Below are 14,366 nucleotides of genomic sequence, written 5' to 3'. Positions count from 1 at the left end.
TTATCCTGCTGTACTCCGCTTTTTTATGCATGTTCGCTCAGTTGCTATATTCTCTTCAAAGGATACATCGTCTTTTTAAAGCGTCAAGTATAATTTATCACAATAAAAATTCAAGGCAATCTCCATTAATCCTTTAAAAAAGAAAATCCCCGCGAGCATCGGTCGAAACCGAGTCGAAGGGATACTTGGAAGATCACTCTGCAACTGACCCCATAATGGATCTACAGTAGTGACTCAATATGTTGTTTCATCGTTTCCGGCGATTCTTTGGGCTCCACACGAGCCACTACATCGCCGCTGCGATCAATAAGAAATTTGGTGAAATTCCAGCTAATGTCGCTGCTGTCTCCAGCACCAGGCTGCTGCTCCTTCAAATAATTGAAAAGCGGGCTGGCATCCGGTCCATTAACATCAACTTTGGCGAATACCGGAAAGGTAACTCCATAATTAATCTGACAGAATTCCTCAGCCTCTTCACTCGTACCTGGCTCCTGGCCCGCAAACTGGTTGCAGGGGAATCCTAATACTACAAGTCCTTGATCGCTATACTGTTCGTATAGTTTCTGAAGATCTCCATACTGTGGCGTAAGCCCGCACTTACTAGCCGTATTAGCAATCAGCAGCACCTTACCTTCATACTCCGCAAACGGCACTTCTTTACCCGAAGGTGTAACGCCGGCAAAATTGTAGATCGACATCTTTATTCCCCTTCCTTCCTTGTACTTAGACTACACTACGTATCTTACCCGAACTGTAAGGGAATGCAACTTCTGAACTTTTTTTATTGCCATAGAAAAAGCAGCCCTACAAATTTCATAGGACTGCCCTCTGCGTCTGTGTTATTTCGATGCCGGAATTGCGTCATAATATTCTTCCAACGTAATATCCTTCTCATTGATATAGGCAGCAATGTCCTTACCTACATAACGGATATGCCAAGGCTCGTACTTATATCCGGTAATGTCTTGCTTACCTTCAGGATATCTGATGATAAAACCATATTCCCCTACATGCTTGGCCAACCACTCGGCTTCCTTCGTCCCACCAAAACAGCTCTCAGCGGCACACTTGCCATCACTTCCCGAGACATCAATAGCCAGCCCGGTCTGATGCTCACTATAGCCAGGGACTGCACTGTAAGTACGGGCTTTTTCTTCCCCATCTCTCTCCACATAACGGTTATACAAAGTCGTCTGGGTTGCCTGTGAGCGGTAGGCAGAAACGCCTGCTAAATAAATTCCGTCTTCCTCTGCACCTGCGAACATCTTCTCCAAGGCTTTAGCGGCTTCGCTGCGCATCATACGCTTTTCGATTTTCTCTTTGAAGGTAAACCGGACATCAGGATAGACAAGATCCGTTGGTTTATAATTATCAGGCAAACCATACTGCTTATTTACCATCACTGTAATACTATCAGGCTCTGCAGATATAGGATCTGGAACACTACCTGCATTATCACCGCCTGATTCAGGCGGACTAGAGGGTTCTGATGGATCTGGTGTATCCGATGGATCAGCTACTGCCGGGTCTGTAATCCCCCTCCATCACTTTCCCCCGTCTCCCCAGGCTCACCTTGAAGATTATCCCCCACATTTATATTTGAACCGTTACTCTCCGAAGCAGAAGGAGACGTGTACTTTCCTATTCCCCAACCGACAGCAATAACGACAATTAACAAGATTATAATTTTAAATTTTTTTGACATCTGTAAGTTCTTCCTCCTCGAAGCCGAACATTCTATTTATCTATTAGACAGGCTTTCCTTCATAAATGTTTCACTAAGAACCTATTTTTAATATAAAAATCAATATGTTCCACGCTATAAAATAAAGGTTACCATAGGTCATTAGCTTCAGCGCTAACTACCCTATGGTAACAAGTTTCATCTATAAAACTCTACTAACTTTATCTGGAAGTGCCGCGACCGCCGCTTTTAAAGCCACCGGATCCATTGCTACGGCCACCGCGTGAAGATCCGCCGCCGCTGTTGCGGCCGCCTTTGCCAGCAGCGCCACCCTTGGCACCGGCGTATCCGCCTTTGCTGCCTTTACCACCTTTGCCGCCTCTAGACGGGCCTGCACCGTAGCCGCTGCCTAAGCCGCCACGTGGAGTGCCTCCAGTGTAGGCACCGCCGTCCGCACCTCTAGCTACGTTCTCACTGTAGCCAGTGCTTGGTCCGCCCTTCCGGTTCGCACCGCGCGAACCGGCGCTAGGCGTTGCCGCGTTGCCGCTGGCAGACGCTTCGCCTCGGGAGGCGAAGGCGCCATAGCCGCCGCCTACTCGCACTACGCCGGCAGCCTTGCCGCCGCCCTTAGGAGCAGCAGCGTCATAGCCGCTGCCGCCACGCTTGCCCGCCGCCGCATCGGAACGACCGCGGCGACCTTCTGCAGGCGCGCCCCAGCCGCCTGCTTCTTTACCGCGGCCACGGCCACCTTGCCGCGCTCCGCCTTCGCCGCGCGGAGCTCCGCCGCGGCCAGAGCCGCCGGTCTTCGGCCCGCGGCCCGTGCGCGCTGCTTCAGCGCCGCCGCTTTGGCGACCGCTGTGGCGTCCGCCGCCCTGCACAGGGATGAATTCGCCAACGCCGAATTCATCCTTCTCGTAACGGCGGCGATCCAGCCGCTGCGAGATGCCATGCTCGATCAAATCCAGACCCTCTTGATCACGTGGAGATACGAAAGTTATTGCAAGCCCTTTGCCTCCAGCACGGCCAGTCCGGCCGATCCGGTGAATATAGCTATCCACATCAAGCGGCATATCATAGTTAAAGATGTGAGTAATACCTTCAACATCCAGACCTCGAGCTGCTACGTCTGTCGCTACAAGCAGCTGCAGCTTCGCATCACGGAATCTTTTCATCACGCCTTCACGTTTACCTTGGGACAAATCACCGTGCAGCTCGTCACATTCATAACCGGCTGCTTGCAGCGCTTCGTTCAGATTGGATACCCGCCGTTTCGTCCGGCAGAAAATAATTGCCAAGTAAGGACGATCCCGTTCAATGAGGGATTTGAGCGCTTCTTCTTTATTACGGTCCGAGCATTCCACTACTTGCTGTTTGATATTATCCAGCGGAATCGGAGAACCGCTCTTAATGATGATATCCAGTGGCTCTTTCATGTAATTAGCAGCGAGACGTTTAATCGGATCAGGCATTGTCGCGGAGAACAACATAGTCTGACGGCGATAAGGCACAGCCGTAATGATAGTCTCAACATCCTCCAAGAAGCCCATGTGCAGCATTTGATCGGCTTCGTCCAGAACGAGCATTTTTACACCGCTAAGATCCAGCGTCTCCCGGCGCATATGATCCAAAAGTCTGCCCGGTGTACCGATGATAAGATGTCTGCCGCCTTCCAGCTTGCGCAGTTGCTTCTCTACATCCTGACCCCCGTAAACCGCCAATATTTTGATATCCGTATGACGCGCCAGCTTGCGTGCCTCTTCTGTAATCTGCAAAGCCAGCTCACGTGTTGGAGCCATAATCAGCGCTTGAGGATAAGCCCGCTCCGTATGGATCTTGTCCATAATTGGCAGCAAAAAGGCCAAGGTCTTCCCTGTACCTGTCTTCGCTCTAGCTATTACGTCCAAGCCCTGCACCAATGGCGGAATGGCTTCCTGTTGCACTGGCGTAGGCTTAACAATGCCTTGACTTTGAAGCAATGTACACAGTAATTCTGAAACTCCTAAATCTTTAAATCCCGGCAAATTCTCCACCTCACTATTTTCTCGGTTTAATTTGATTACATCTCTTTCTTAACTTCCGTCTTCAAAAGCCCTGTATGAGGCAGCCTGCATAGGCTGTCCTGTTCTGGGGCATATGCTTCAGATTCAGCTATATTCAAACAAAAGCGGAAGAACACCGTCACCGGCATCCTTCCGTCCCATGTATCCCTTGACCCGTTAAAAGAGTGCGGTCAAAGTTCGGTTTCTGGGCAGCAGCGATCCACCGGACGTTAAGACGGCACTCCATTTGCGTTCCATTCCACTTTATACAATAGAAGTAAAGTTAAGCTTAGAAAGTTATCTTTTATATTGTACTTGATAGAAAGGCATTTGTGTGAAACTGCTGAAGAATAATTATTCAAATCCCTTAAGCTAGAACCTTCCCGATTTAAAAATCGCATAGATCAGCCACAAGAACATCAGAAGAGCCACTACGCTGCCAACCTCCACTGTAGGGAAATTCCATAACACTGAAGGCTGTCCACGCATCGCAGTACCAATAATGAGTCCTGTCATGATGATGCTAAACGCGAGCATCACAATACTGAATGCTAAACGGTTACCTACCCGGTCCAGCTTACGCTCCAGATTCTGCATCTCAGGTGCCACAATCTCCACCTTTATCTTTCCCTTACTGATCAGCGCGGATAACTGCTTAGCCTGCCCAGGAAGCTCCAGCAGACTCTCTGTTAAGTCGGCTACGCCTCCCAGGAACTTACGCTGCAATCGACTGCCGCTAAAGCGCTGCTTCACAAGTTCCCGCCCAAAGGGTTCCGCCATCTCCAAAATACTGATGGTTGGATCTAAGTTGCTGATGACTCCCTCCAGCGTGAGCATTGTCTTCCCTAACATCGTCAAATCCGGCGGCAGCACTAGACGGTGTTTTCGCGCTATGCCGAACAGATCATTCAGGGCTTTGCCTATACTCATTTTGCTAAATGGAACATCATAATATTCATCCCGCAGCCGATCCATATCATCATGCAGCGCACTTCGATCAGCATCCTCAGGAATGACTCCAAGACGCAAAATTGCCCGGACCATTGCATCCGTATTTTTGCGCATCAGAGCGATAATAAGTGCAGACAGCTGCTCCTTCATCTCCTCATTCAGCCGACCCATCATGCCAAAATCAATCAAAGCCAGCTTTCCATCACCCATCCGTATAACATTGCCCGGATGAGGATCAGCATGGAAAAAACCATGAATGAAGATTTGTCTAAGCATCATCTCCACAAGTTGCTGAGCAATGGCTTTAAGCTTAACGCCTTTACTCAGCAACTCATCGCGACGACTCAGTGTTGTCCCTACCACATATTCCATCGTCAGCACTCGTGTTGACGTATAGTCCCAATAGATATCCGGGATGTACACTCCCTCATAATCCATCTGCTGATCGATTTTCTCTGCATTACGCCCCTCTTGGCTGTAATCCAGCTCGCCAAGCAGCGATTTCGAGAACTCCTCTACCATACGGCATAGCTGATATTGCCTCGCCCAAGCGAGCCGCTTTTCAGCAAGCATGCTTAAATCTTTGAGAATTTCCAAATCCCTGCTCATCGTTCGCAGAATACCCGGACGTTGAACTTTAACAGCTACGACTTGTCCACTGTGAAGCACAGCCCTATGCACCTGACCGATGGATGCCGCAGCAAGTGGCGTATCCTCAAAAGAATTAAAGATTTCATCCATATGCTGGTCCAGTTCCTGCTCAATGATCGCGCGCACGCGGTCGACAGGAAAAGGAGGCACATTATCCTGTAGTTTTACCAATTCCTGAATAATAGAATCAGGCAGCAGATCTGAACGGGTACTGGCGAGTTGTCCCAGCTTAATAAAGGTTGGACCCAAATCCTCCAGCACCAGCCGAATCCGCTCCCCGAGCGTAAGGCTTGTGTGTGCTTCCTGCGTTACAAGACGACGTGGAAGGGATAGTAAGTGATAGAGCCCCAGCTCTTCCACCATATAGCCAAAACCATGGCGCATAAGCGCCATGGCGATTGCCCGGTAACGTCCGGCATGTCTAATGCGTACTGCCATTTAGTCCGAACGCGTTTCCGCCGATGTTCCCTCTAGATGGGAAATTCCCTCTAGCTCGGCCAACCGGCGCTCCAATACTGCAATTCGCCCTTCCAGCTCGGCAATATCGTTTTGTACAGGCACATTCATTTCCTTCAGCACGCGTTGTACTTGCTCTTGTACAGCAGATTTGAACATGCCTCGTTCTTCCTCACCACGTTCAATCAACCGATCGACGAGAGCCCTAGATTCCGAAGGAGCAAGCTCCCCGCGTTTCACTAGTTCTTCAACAACCTTCTCTACTTTTTCCTTACTGACAATGGTGAGGCCCACTCCTAAAGAGATCGCTTTTTTAAACAAATCACTCATGGCACTTTCCTCCCAAAGATTCCGTTTCATTACATAACGGAGTTTATGATTAAAGTATACCCCACTGTGTACGTATTTCAAAAAAAACACAACATTGCTTAGTTAGTGACCGGAATACGGGCAGCCCAAGTAGCCGCCTGTAGAATTAGTTTACGTAGTGCCGGATGACGGAAGGAGGGTTCATGATGACCAGGCATAAGGAATACTACTCGTCCTAAACCATAGCTATGGCACCATGCAGCTGGAATCCATTGCCCCTCAGATTCATATTGAAGCAGAATAGTCCGTTCTGTGAACGGGTCAAATTCAAAATGATAGGGCTCCTCATCCAATTGGAAATCTTCCACACCTTCGGTGATGTCATGCTCTAGCACTTTGAAGTTCAGGGGTTCGTAAGCTGTGTGTCCGTTAAATCGACCCCCGATTAGCTGTGCAAGCTCGTTACGTTTCGTCAGCGAAGCTCCCGTATGAAGAACAATGAGTCCGCCTCCTCCACTTACGTAGCTGAGCAAACCAGCCGTTTGTTGAGGGGAGACTGTTTCGTTCCACAATTCATTGTAAGCAATACATAGGTCATAACTTGCTAAATGCTCAATGCGCATTAATTTTTTATTTTCTGAACATTGCACGGTTAATAAATCATTTAAGATCTCACTAATTTGTTGGTCCACTCCTTGAAGTGGATGAAACCGGGGATGGGTGTAATCACCAAGTAATAGACATTTTCTCTTGTCCATGGGATCCTCCTCCTTATTCGTTGTTATTATTCGTCACATGTTGCCTATATTCTAAGGAAAACTGCCGCGAATGTCCATGCAGATGGCAGGTATATTGCTCTTTGGGCTTATTTTTCCGGGTAAAAAAGCATCCCCGGCCTTGATAACAGGCGGGAATGCTTCTGTGCGATAACGTCATTCGTGTAAAGCTGACGCAACTTGTGACTTAGCGATTCGCCGCCACATATTTGCCTAGCTCTACAATCATGCTTCCCATCCGTTCATGCTCAGGCATAATGATACGCTGTACGCCCTCTTCTTTAAGCGCCTCAGAGGTAATCCGTCCTACAGAAACAGCAAGCACTTTATCCTCGAAAGACTTCAGCATTTCTTCCAGCTTTCCCTGTTCCCGTGCAAATTGACAGAGGAAACGAAACTGTGGTGCACTCGTAAAAGCCACGGCATCAATTTTGCCTGATATGATTTCTAGAAGCAATCTTTCCAGTTCGCCCGGCTCAGGTGGGGTATGGCGATACGGCAGCACTTGGCGGGTAGTAGCCCCAGCCTCCTGCAGCCATGCAAGCATATGAGGAGCTGGATCGCCGTGCAGCTGAAGAACGACTTCTTTCCCCTGCAAATTCAGGGATTGAAGCCCACGAATCAATCCGATTGTACTTCCGTCGTCGTCACGAACCTCCGGCGTAAGTCCTCTTTTTTTCAAAGCATTCACTGTCTTATAACCCCGTGCGGCAATAATAGAACCAGAAAGTACTTCTAAGAAACGTTCTTCGATCCCCATTCGCTCAGCCATATCGAAGAGAGCATCAAGTCCCATCCCTGTAGTCAGGATCGCCAAGTAGGGAGGCTGATTGATCCATGCATTCAAACCTTCCTGCAAGGCCTCGTCATCAAGAAATACAGTCCCTTGAGCAGGCCGGCATACTGCCGTCCCCCCCATATTCTGAACCAGCTTGGCCATTTCTTCCGATTTGCGCGGACCCGCCAAGGCGACAGTGATCCCTTTTAATTGCTCTGCCATTTCCTATTATCTCTCCTCTCTCCATTGCCTAACCCAACATTATTGTTTATCAGTATACTTGCAAAGGAGTTCAAAAGGGAAGATAAAAAGCACGGTTCTCCTATCAGAAATCATTCTTATTACCAGAAGCGTTTATCTTAAAGCGGCTCGCCAGCTTCTGCAGTTCTTCTGCAAGACGGCTAAGGTCGGTAGACGAGGATGCCATCTCCTCTACAGAAGCAAGCTGCTCTTGTGCGGCAGTTGCGATAGTTTCCGTATTCACAGCCGCCTCTTCCGATATGCCGCGAATTTCCCCAATAGCCTTCTCCATATCATTAGATTCCACCAATAAAGTCTGCACAACCCCACCCATGGCTTCAATCTTCTCCGCGGCACTCTTTACTGCTCTTCGGATACGAGAGAAAGAACGTCCGGAAGTATCCACAGCCTCAATACCTTCGGATACGCGCTGTCTGGTGTCTTCCATCGTATGAGTTACCAGCAGCATTTCACTATTAATAGCGGTAATCTGTTCGGCAATCAAATGTGCGGATCTCTCTGATTCCTCTGCCAGCTTACGCACCTCGGCAGCAACCACCGCAAATCCACGCCCTTGTTCCCCGGCTCTGGCTGCCTCAATGGAAGCATTGAGGGCCAGCAGGTTGGTCTGGCGGGCAATCCCGGTGATGACACCAACAATGCCCTCAATTTGACTGGTTCTTTCATTCAGCTTGTCAATTACACTGCCCAGCTCTCCGACCGTTTCATGGATACCATTGATTTTGTCCACCACGCTGATAACCGAATCATTACCTTCTGATGCTGAGAGTGAAGTCTTGTCCATCATTGTGGATACTTGCTCCATATATGTGGAAATCTGCTCGACCTCACTAGCTGTAGCGGCAGTGCTCTCCATTCCTTTTCGTACACTAACCACCTGTCGCTCCGTCCCTGCCGCTACGTCCTGAATCGCTATGGTCACCTGCTCAATCGTTTGGGCAGTCTGATCCGCACTAGCCGTCAGTTCTTCCGCTGAGGAGGATACATTGCTTGTCATCTCCTGCACGCCAATGATCATCTCGCGCAAGCTGATCACCATTAATTGAAAATTCTCTGCCAGCAGCCCTATTTCATCTTTACGGAAAACACCCATGTCTTCCGACAGATCACCTTTGGCTATCACCGCAGTTGCTTTCCGCAGCCGGAAAAGCGGTCTCAAAATCGATTGAATATTAAAATAGATCACAACCAGCGCAAGCAGAACGGAAACTACAATAACAAGCAGAGCTGTATCGCGAATTCCACTAGTTGCTGAGTTAACCTCATCAATGCTGATCGTACCTCCGATTCTCCAACCCGTCAGTTCATTGACCATAAAGGTCATCTTTTTGGACGTATCCTTGAAGACATAATCGAAGACCCCTTGTTCTTTCTCGAACATTTTCTTTACAAAATCATCTGACGATTCCTGCCCGATAGCCTCTGTAGGATGAACTAGAAACTTCTTGCTGTTATCAACGATGAGGATATAACCTTCCTTGCCTACCTTAATTGAGGTCAGCTCCCCTAAAGTAGACAGGTTGAGATTCATTGTGATCACCCCATCACCGCCCTTAAGAACCGTTGATATCGCAATCGCGGTTTCTTTATTTACGGTTTGAAAAGCTGGAGAAATCACAGCCCCTTTTCCTTGCTTCAGAGAATTAATATAGGCGCTTTCCTGCCTTGGATCATAACCCTCTGGCAGCTTAGCATCTAAAGCATGAATAGCCTTGCCATTGCTTGTACCCACATAAATGTCCAGTACATCCGGATGCAGCGCCACATATTCCTTCAGTCTGGCTTTTACAGCAGAGGAAGTCCCCCCAGATCCCTCACTGTTGATCCCCTCAGATGAAAACTCCGCGGCAAAATAAGAAATCGCATCTATTTTGGATTGAATATTAGAGTTAATGATTTCATTTACGGCCAACACACTTTCGGTAGCATTGTTCACCAGTTGATCTTCCACTTCCTGGCTGGCAGCTTGATAGGTTCGCCAGCCTATTATAATACTGGGCAGCAGCAGTATTATTAGGTATGTAAGAATTAACTTGGTACGGATAGTCATACCCGCATTTTTTTTCATAGACGTCATCATCTCTCTCTCATCTGAGTCTTAGGCAAGGATACATTTACCAGACTTAATATATAATTTAAAATCTGTTTTAGGAACCGATTTTCCTCCTATCTTTCTTTGTTTTTCTCATTTTTTTTGAGAATTGTCATATAAATGCAACAAAAAAGGCCGCCTCAATGAAAGCGGTCTCTCCGGATATACATATTATTACCGCAGCACAGGCTCCGGCACCTCTATCCTAATTATTCTTTTTGTTCTTACAGTTTGGGCAGACGCCCCCGAATACTACATGAGCATGACCAATGGTATAACCGGTATCCTTGGCCACTGTATTCATCCATTCACGCGGAACTTGATTCATAACCTCATCCACTGCTCCACAAACCTCACAAATGATATGCTGGTGATCATCCATACGTGCGTCATATCTGCTAGCAGCTTCACCAAGCTTAAGCTCACGAATCATTTGTTTATCTGAAAGATAACGCAGAGAGTTATATACCGTACCGTATGCTAAGCTATGTCCCTGCTCTACTAGCCGATTCATTACTTCCGCAGCAGTAGGATGGTCATGTGAATTAAGGACGATATCGTAAACGGCTTGACGTTGGGAGGTCAAATTTAGACTTTTCATTCCTATCATCCTCTAACTTATTTTTAGATCAAGTATAAATCTTGTGAATGGGAACGTCAATCCCATTTTTATCCACATGTTACTTTACAAGCTACCTAATCATTCCTGAATATTTAATGTTTACATCAGCCTTCACTTGGAAATCAAGTTTAGAATAGAGCTCCTTCCACACTTTCATTTCCGTATCGTTATTAAAATGCCTTGCTCCATAATGCAGCCCCCAACCCAAGGGATCTAGGCCACTGGCTTGTATTTTGGTCAGCAATGCTAAGATATCCGCTTCCAATTCCTTTTCCCCGGCTTCCTGGATCTTCTTCAACATGTGATGTGTCACCAGATCTGGGCTACTACTCTCTTCGAGAATACCTTTTATCTTAATATGATAACGAATAGTAGCTTTCCCATGCTCTGGTGTTACGATTTTATAGTGCGAGGATGACCTCTCTGTGTAATATTGAAACATAATTCCCTCGGAATGGGCGGGTAAGTTAGTCCGCAGATTCGGGCGTGACAGCAGATTATATAGCCGGGTCTCATTTGGCGTAAGAACCATTTTGATTTTCTCATTATTCAGCAGAGCAATTTTATCAATTAAAAACTCCTTATCCCCTTTGGCCTCAATAATCGGCAGGATTGGATCAATCCCCTCCTCAAAGATATTTCTCATCAGCTGAAAGGAATACACACTAGAAATAAATGGAGACTCTGTGCCTTGTCCACTCATAGCCAGAATAAGAGAATTCGATGGGATCCGCTCCGATTCGGGTCTTACCTTCAGCACTTGAAGTGCTTCCGGACGCCCTATTGCAAAATTGACAATAAGCTGGATATCTCTACGTCGCACAGCCCAATCCATAACATGGAGAATATCTTCACGGGCAACCCCTTCCCCCAAAACAATTGATTTACAATGGGAGTAATCAAGCTCCTTTTCCACTCTGGATTTCATTCTACGAAGGGCTTCCGAAATGCTTGGAGATTCCTCAGTCAAGATTTGCATCTTCTCATCAATCTTAGTAACATCCCCCTGAGGGATGGCAAGCTTCAAGCTAATCTTAAAATTCCCTGCTTCTGTACCTTGGTCAACGCCGATCGCTAACACGAAAATCCGCAAATCAATCTCCTTGAAGTCACAACCGGGAAGAAGAAGGAGCAAGGTAATTCCAATTCCAGCAAGTACTCTTCTCATAGCTTCCCCCTCCTAGCTTTGCGATAACAATAAAACAACAGAGCGATGATGAACATCTCACCAAACCAGCGAATTTGCAGAAACCAGGCACCAAACATATTAAGTTGATACTGATCCTGCCCCATTAAGGACAGAACCATCGCGCTAAACAAGCCTAGGATGCCCCACTCTTTCCAGCGCTCTGCTTTTGGGGACTGTTTTTTTGCAGATGAAAGAGCACCTTTAAAAAGCTCTAAACCTCCATGCCAATGAACGATTACACTCACCAGAGATAAACTTAAATAGGCAAAATAAAAAATAAACAGCATCCGTTCAATAATAAAGGATTCCATCCGAATACTGTCGGCCGTCGAGAACCATGTATACACATGTCTATCAATAGCAACGGTTCCGAAATAGCCGATGGGAACTAAAAAAGTCAAGAGTAATACGAAAAGACCCTCCACACCTAAAATCCAGACATGCTTCAGCTTCAGCCCATGAAATACCCGATTAAATATGGCCAGGTTTAAGTAACCGCTAAACGAAAAGGTAGCCGCCGCAAGGCTCATTAGGTCCGGCTTATGCCAGAAGTATGTAGTGACCTGCAGAACAGAATCCCAATTAAAGTCCGGATTGGTCAATGCTTTTACGAGGCCATAAATAATTAAAGGTAAGGATACGCTGAGAATGATTTCAAGCCCATACAAGAGTGATAGAGAATCGAAGCGACAGCAGATGCAGACCAAGACTAAAAAACTGATCACAACCGTATAAGGACTCGAATCCGGACTGATAAACCGCAGCGTAATATCTACAAAAGAAAGCAATGTAACTCCCCCGGCCACACACCATAAGCCAGCAAAAAGGACCAGTAAGATTCTGGATAACTTCTTAGGAAGCAAAGAGTTAAATATTTCCGGTAACCCCTTGCCGGGGAATTTAGCAATCAGTACAGTAAATATATAGACAAACAAAGTGCCCAAAATCGTTCCGATTAGTATGGACATCAAAGCGCCACCAAAACGTCTGTCTATTAGTTCCCTTGGAACAAAATTAATGATGTTGATCAGGCTGTTCATCAGAAAAAGACAGTAGAAATAACGGCTTTTGGCCATCAATGCTCTCCACCCTTCTTCTTGCCGAGATTATCGAGAAAAAACAATCTGAAATAAGGTTGTCCGAAGGTACGCTGTTTGCATAAATACATTGCGAATCCCACGACACAGACTACTACCCCAACCAATCCTAAAAAAGCTGCGGCAATTAAAAAAATATACTTCAGCACTCGTATGGACAAGCTCATCATATTCAGCGGAATTAGAAAATTAGATATCGCAACAGCAGAAACCAATATGATCATGATATTTCCTACAAGTCCTGCTGCCGTCGCTGCCTGCCCCAAGATAAGCCCCCCTACCGTCGTGGCCGTTGGACCAATTGCCTTGGGGAGCCGTAAGCTCGCCTCAGTCAGAAACTCCATCATCATGAGCATTAAAAGCACTTCCACAAAAGATGGATAAGGCACAGTCGCACGACTGCCCGCAATAAGCAAGGCAATCTGCACACGAATAATCTCTGGGTTATACGAGGTGAGTGTTACATAGAGCGCAGGCAGCCACAACGTCATGCACACACCGATAATCCGAAGCAGCTTTAGGAATCGCCCCACGATAGGAAATTGTATTTTATCATCCATGGATGTAAAGAAATCATTAAAAATAGAAGGCAGCACTATCGCATAACCGGTTGTATCCAGCACTATCGCTACTTTTCCTTCAGACAAATTAAACACCACTCTATCCGGTCTTTCGGTGATGATGGACTTAGGGAGTATTCTTAATTTGTCACTGCTTATAAACTTCTCAAGCTCTCCTGTAGCCTGCAAAATATCAACCTTTAGCGTTCCCATCTTCTCCCTTAATTCTTTTAAAACGTTATGGTCAACACGACTGTCATCGTATAAAATAGCTATCTTTGTTTTAGAGACATCGCCGATGACCATGGTCTCCATTTTGAGATTAGTGGATTGATAACGCCGCCGAATCATGTTCAAATTAATCGCTATATCCTCTGTCAGTGCATCTGACGGCCCCTGTGAAATACTTTCGGCAGACGTTTCACTAACACCGCTGCTCTCCGTACTCATAGCATCGAAGAAATATATCACATCTTTTATACCCAGAAGCACATAACCACTGAGCAAAAGGTCGATCGCCTTCTCTCTCGTAGTCGCCTCTTCAGTGCCCGGATAAGTCATAATGTAATCCTGATAAGCGCTAATACTCTCCATTTCATAAAACGGCGCAATCACGTGGCGGCTGAGTGTCTGCGCATCTGTAACACTTTTGATATAGAGCAGGTTGATTTGCCCAAAAGGGGCAACGCTTGTTTTATCGATTAAATCCGCGAACCCGTTCAGCTGATCTTTGATCCATTCCAGAGAAATATTGTCCTTATCCTGTTGAACTGACATGGAACATCATCCCTCCTATTTATCCTTTACGTCCCAGTTTCCACCTTATTTTGGCACTGTTTCTCTGAATTCATGCACAGCACGATGGAATGGGAAGTTTCTTTTCACAGGACTGTGGTAATAA

The 14,366-nt window shown here is 46.6% G+C and carries 12 protein-coding genes and 1 pseudogene; all 13 read right to left on the bottom strand.

Annotation, left to right across the window (positions count from 1 at the left end):
* Positions 1–221: 221 nt before the first annotated feature.
* The 13 genes and pseudogenes from MHH63_RS25775 to MHH63_RS25715 all read right to left on the bottom strand — a co-directional run bounded on the left by MHH63_RS25775 (position 222) and on the right by MHH63_RS25715 (position 14,242).
* Positions 222–698, bottom strand: coding sequence for a glutathione peroxidase (locus MHH63_RS25775; protein WP_341172230.1), 477 nt, complete (start codon positions 696–698; stop codon positions 222–224).
* Between the two features lie 141 nt (positions 699–839).
* Positions 840–1,424 (bottom strand): annotated as a pseudogene (locus tag MHH63_RS25770) (M15 family metallopeptidase); the annotation flags it as partial.
* Positions 1,425–1,516: 92 nt separating this feature from the next.
* Entirely contained in the window at positions 1,517–1,705 is a 189-nt protein-coding gene (locus MHH63_RS25765; RefSeq protein ID WP_340033772.1) for a hypothetical protein, read from the bottom strand.
* A 200-nt stretch (positions 1,706–1,905) separates the two neighbouring features.
* Positions 1,906–3,705 carry a DEAD/DEAH box helicase gene (locus tag MHH63_RS25760; RefSeq protein WP_341172229.1) on the bottom strand — a complete coding sequence of 600 codons (1,800 nt, stop codon included), beginning with the start codon at positions 3,703–3,705 and terminating at the stop codon, positions 1,906–1,908.
* Positions 3,706–4,095: 390 nt separating this feature from the next.
* Positions 4,096–5,763 (bottom strand): ABC1 kinase family protein, encoded by a 1,668-nt coding sequence (locus tag MHH63_RS25755; RefSeq protein ID WP_076182022.1) that lies wholly within the window; start codon positions 5,761–5,763, stop codon positions 4,096–4,098.
* The gene (locus tag MHH63_RS25750; RefSeq protein ID WP_036681962.1) at positions 5,764–6,111 is read right to left on the bottom strand and encodes a phasin family protein; all 348 of its coding nucleotides are present in this window, start codon (positions 6,109–6,111) and stop codon (positions 5,764–5,766) included. It lies immediately after the preceding gene.
* A 98-nt stretch (positions 6,112–6,209) separates the two neighbouring features.
* Positions 6,210–6,848, bottom strand: a complete 639-nt coding sequence (locus tag MHH63_RS25745) for a ThuA domain-containing protein (protein WP_076123974.1) — start codon at positions 6,846–6,848, stop codon at positions 6,210–6,212.
* A 205-nt stretch (positions 6,849–7,053) separates the two neighbouring features.
* Positions 7,054–7,866 carry a uroporphyrinogen-III synthase gene (locus MHH63_RS25740; RefSeq protein ID WP_076182020.1) on the bottom strand — a complete coding sequence of 271 codons (813 nt, stop codon included), beginning with the start codon at positions 7,864–7,866 and terminating at the stop codon, positions 7,054–7,056.
* A 103-nt stretch (positions 7,867–7,969) separates the two neighbouring features.
* Entirely contained in the window at positions 7,970–9,973 is a 2,004-nt protein-coding gene (locus MHH63_RS25735; RefSeq protein ID WP_179086281.1) for a methyl-accepting chemotaxis protein, read from the bottom strand.
* Positions 9,974–10,202: 229 nt separating this feature from the next.
* Positions 10,203–10,598, bottom strand: coding sequence for a Fur family transcriptional regulator (locus tag MHH63_RS25730; RefSeq protein ID WP_076123979.1), 396 nt, complete (start codon positions 10,596–10,598; stop codon positions 10,203–10,205).
* A gap of 91 nt (positions 10,599–10,689) precedes the next feature.
* A complete protein-coding gene (locus MHH63_RS25725; RefSeq protein ID WP_076191747.1) occupies positions 10,690–11,787 on the bottom strand; it encodes a Ger(x)C family spore germination protein in 1,098 nt (365 codons plus the stop codon).
* On the bottom strand, positions 11,784–12,884 hold the full coding sequence (locus MHH63_RS25720) for a GerAB/ArcD/ProY family transporter (RefSeq protein ID WP_280753192.1): 1,101 nt from the start codon (positions 12,882–12,884) through the stop codon (positions 11,784–11,786). The genes MHH63_RS25725 and MHH63_RS25720 overlap by 4 nt, the downstream gene beginning before the upstream one ends.
* Complete coding sequence (locus MHH63_RS25715) at positions 12,884–14,242, bottom strand: spore germination protein (protein ID WP_076123985.1); 1,359 nt, start codon at positions 14,240–14,242, stop codon at positions 12,884–12,886. The genes MHH63_RS25720 and MHH63_RS25715 overlap by 1 nt, the downstream gene beginning before the upstream one ends.
* Between the last annotated feature and the right edge of the window lie 124 nt (positions 14,243–14,366).

Origin of the sequence: Paenibacillus sp. FSL H3-0310, assembly GCF_038002785.1 — a bacterium.
Taxonomy (GTDB): Bacteria; Bacillota; Bacilli; order Paenibacillales; family Paenibacillaceae; genus Paenibacillus_AQ; species Paenibacillus_AQ odorifer.
Note: the sequence above shows the minus strand (reverse complement) of the source record. Positions and strands in the feature narration are given on the sequence as shown.

Coding starts and splice junctions, on each gene's coding strand:
- MHH63_RS25725 (WP_076191747.1), bottom strand. CDS start 11,787: ATGAGAAGAGTACTTGCTGGAATTGGAATTACCTTGCTCCTTCTTCTT.
- MHH63_RS25755 (WP_076182022.1), bottom strand. CDS start 5,763: ATGGCAGTACGCATTAGACATGCCGGACGTTACCGGGCAATCGCCATG.
- MHH63_RS25715 (WP_076123985.1), bottom strand. CDS start 14,242: ATGTCAGTTCAACAGGATAAGGACAATATTTCTCTGGAATGGATCAAA.
- MHH63_RS25745 (WP_076123974.1), bottom strand. CDS start 6,848: ATGGACAAGAGAAAATGTCTATTACTTGGTGATTACACCCATCCCCGG.
- MHH63_RS25765 (WP_340033772.1), bottom strand. CDS start 1,705: ATGTCAAAAAAATTTAAAATTATAATCTTGTTAATTGTCGTTATTGCT.
- MHH63_RS25740 (WP_076182020.1), bottom strand. CDS start 7,866: ATGGCAGAGCAATTAAAAGGGATCACTGTCGCCTTGGCGGGTCCGCGC.
- MHH63_RS25730 (WP_076123979.1), bottom strand. CDS start 10,598: ATGAAAAGTCTAAATTTGACCTCCCAACGTCAAGCCGTTTACGATATC.
- MHH63_RS25775 (WP_341172230.1), bottom strand. CDS start 698: ATGTCGATCTACAATTTTGCCGGCGTTACACCTTCGGGTAAAGAAGTG.
- MHH63_RS25735 (WP_179086281.1), bottom strand. CDS start 9,973: ATGAAAAAAAATGCGGGTATGACTATCCGTACCAAGTTAATTCTTACA.
- MHH63_RS25720 (WP_280753192.1), bottom strand. CDS start 12,884: ATGGCCAAAAGCCGTTATTTCTACTGTCTTTTTCTGATGAACAGCCTG.
- MHH63_RS25750 (WP_036681962.1), bottom strand. CDS start 6,111: ATGAGTGATTTGTTTAAAAAAGCGATCTCTTTAGGAGTGGGCCTCACC.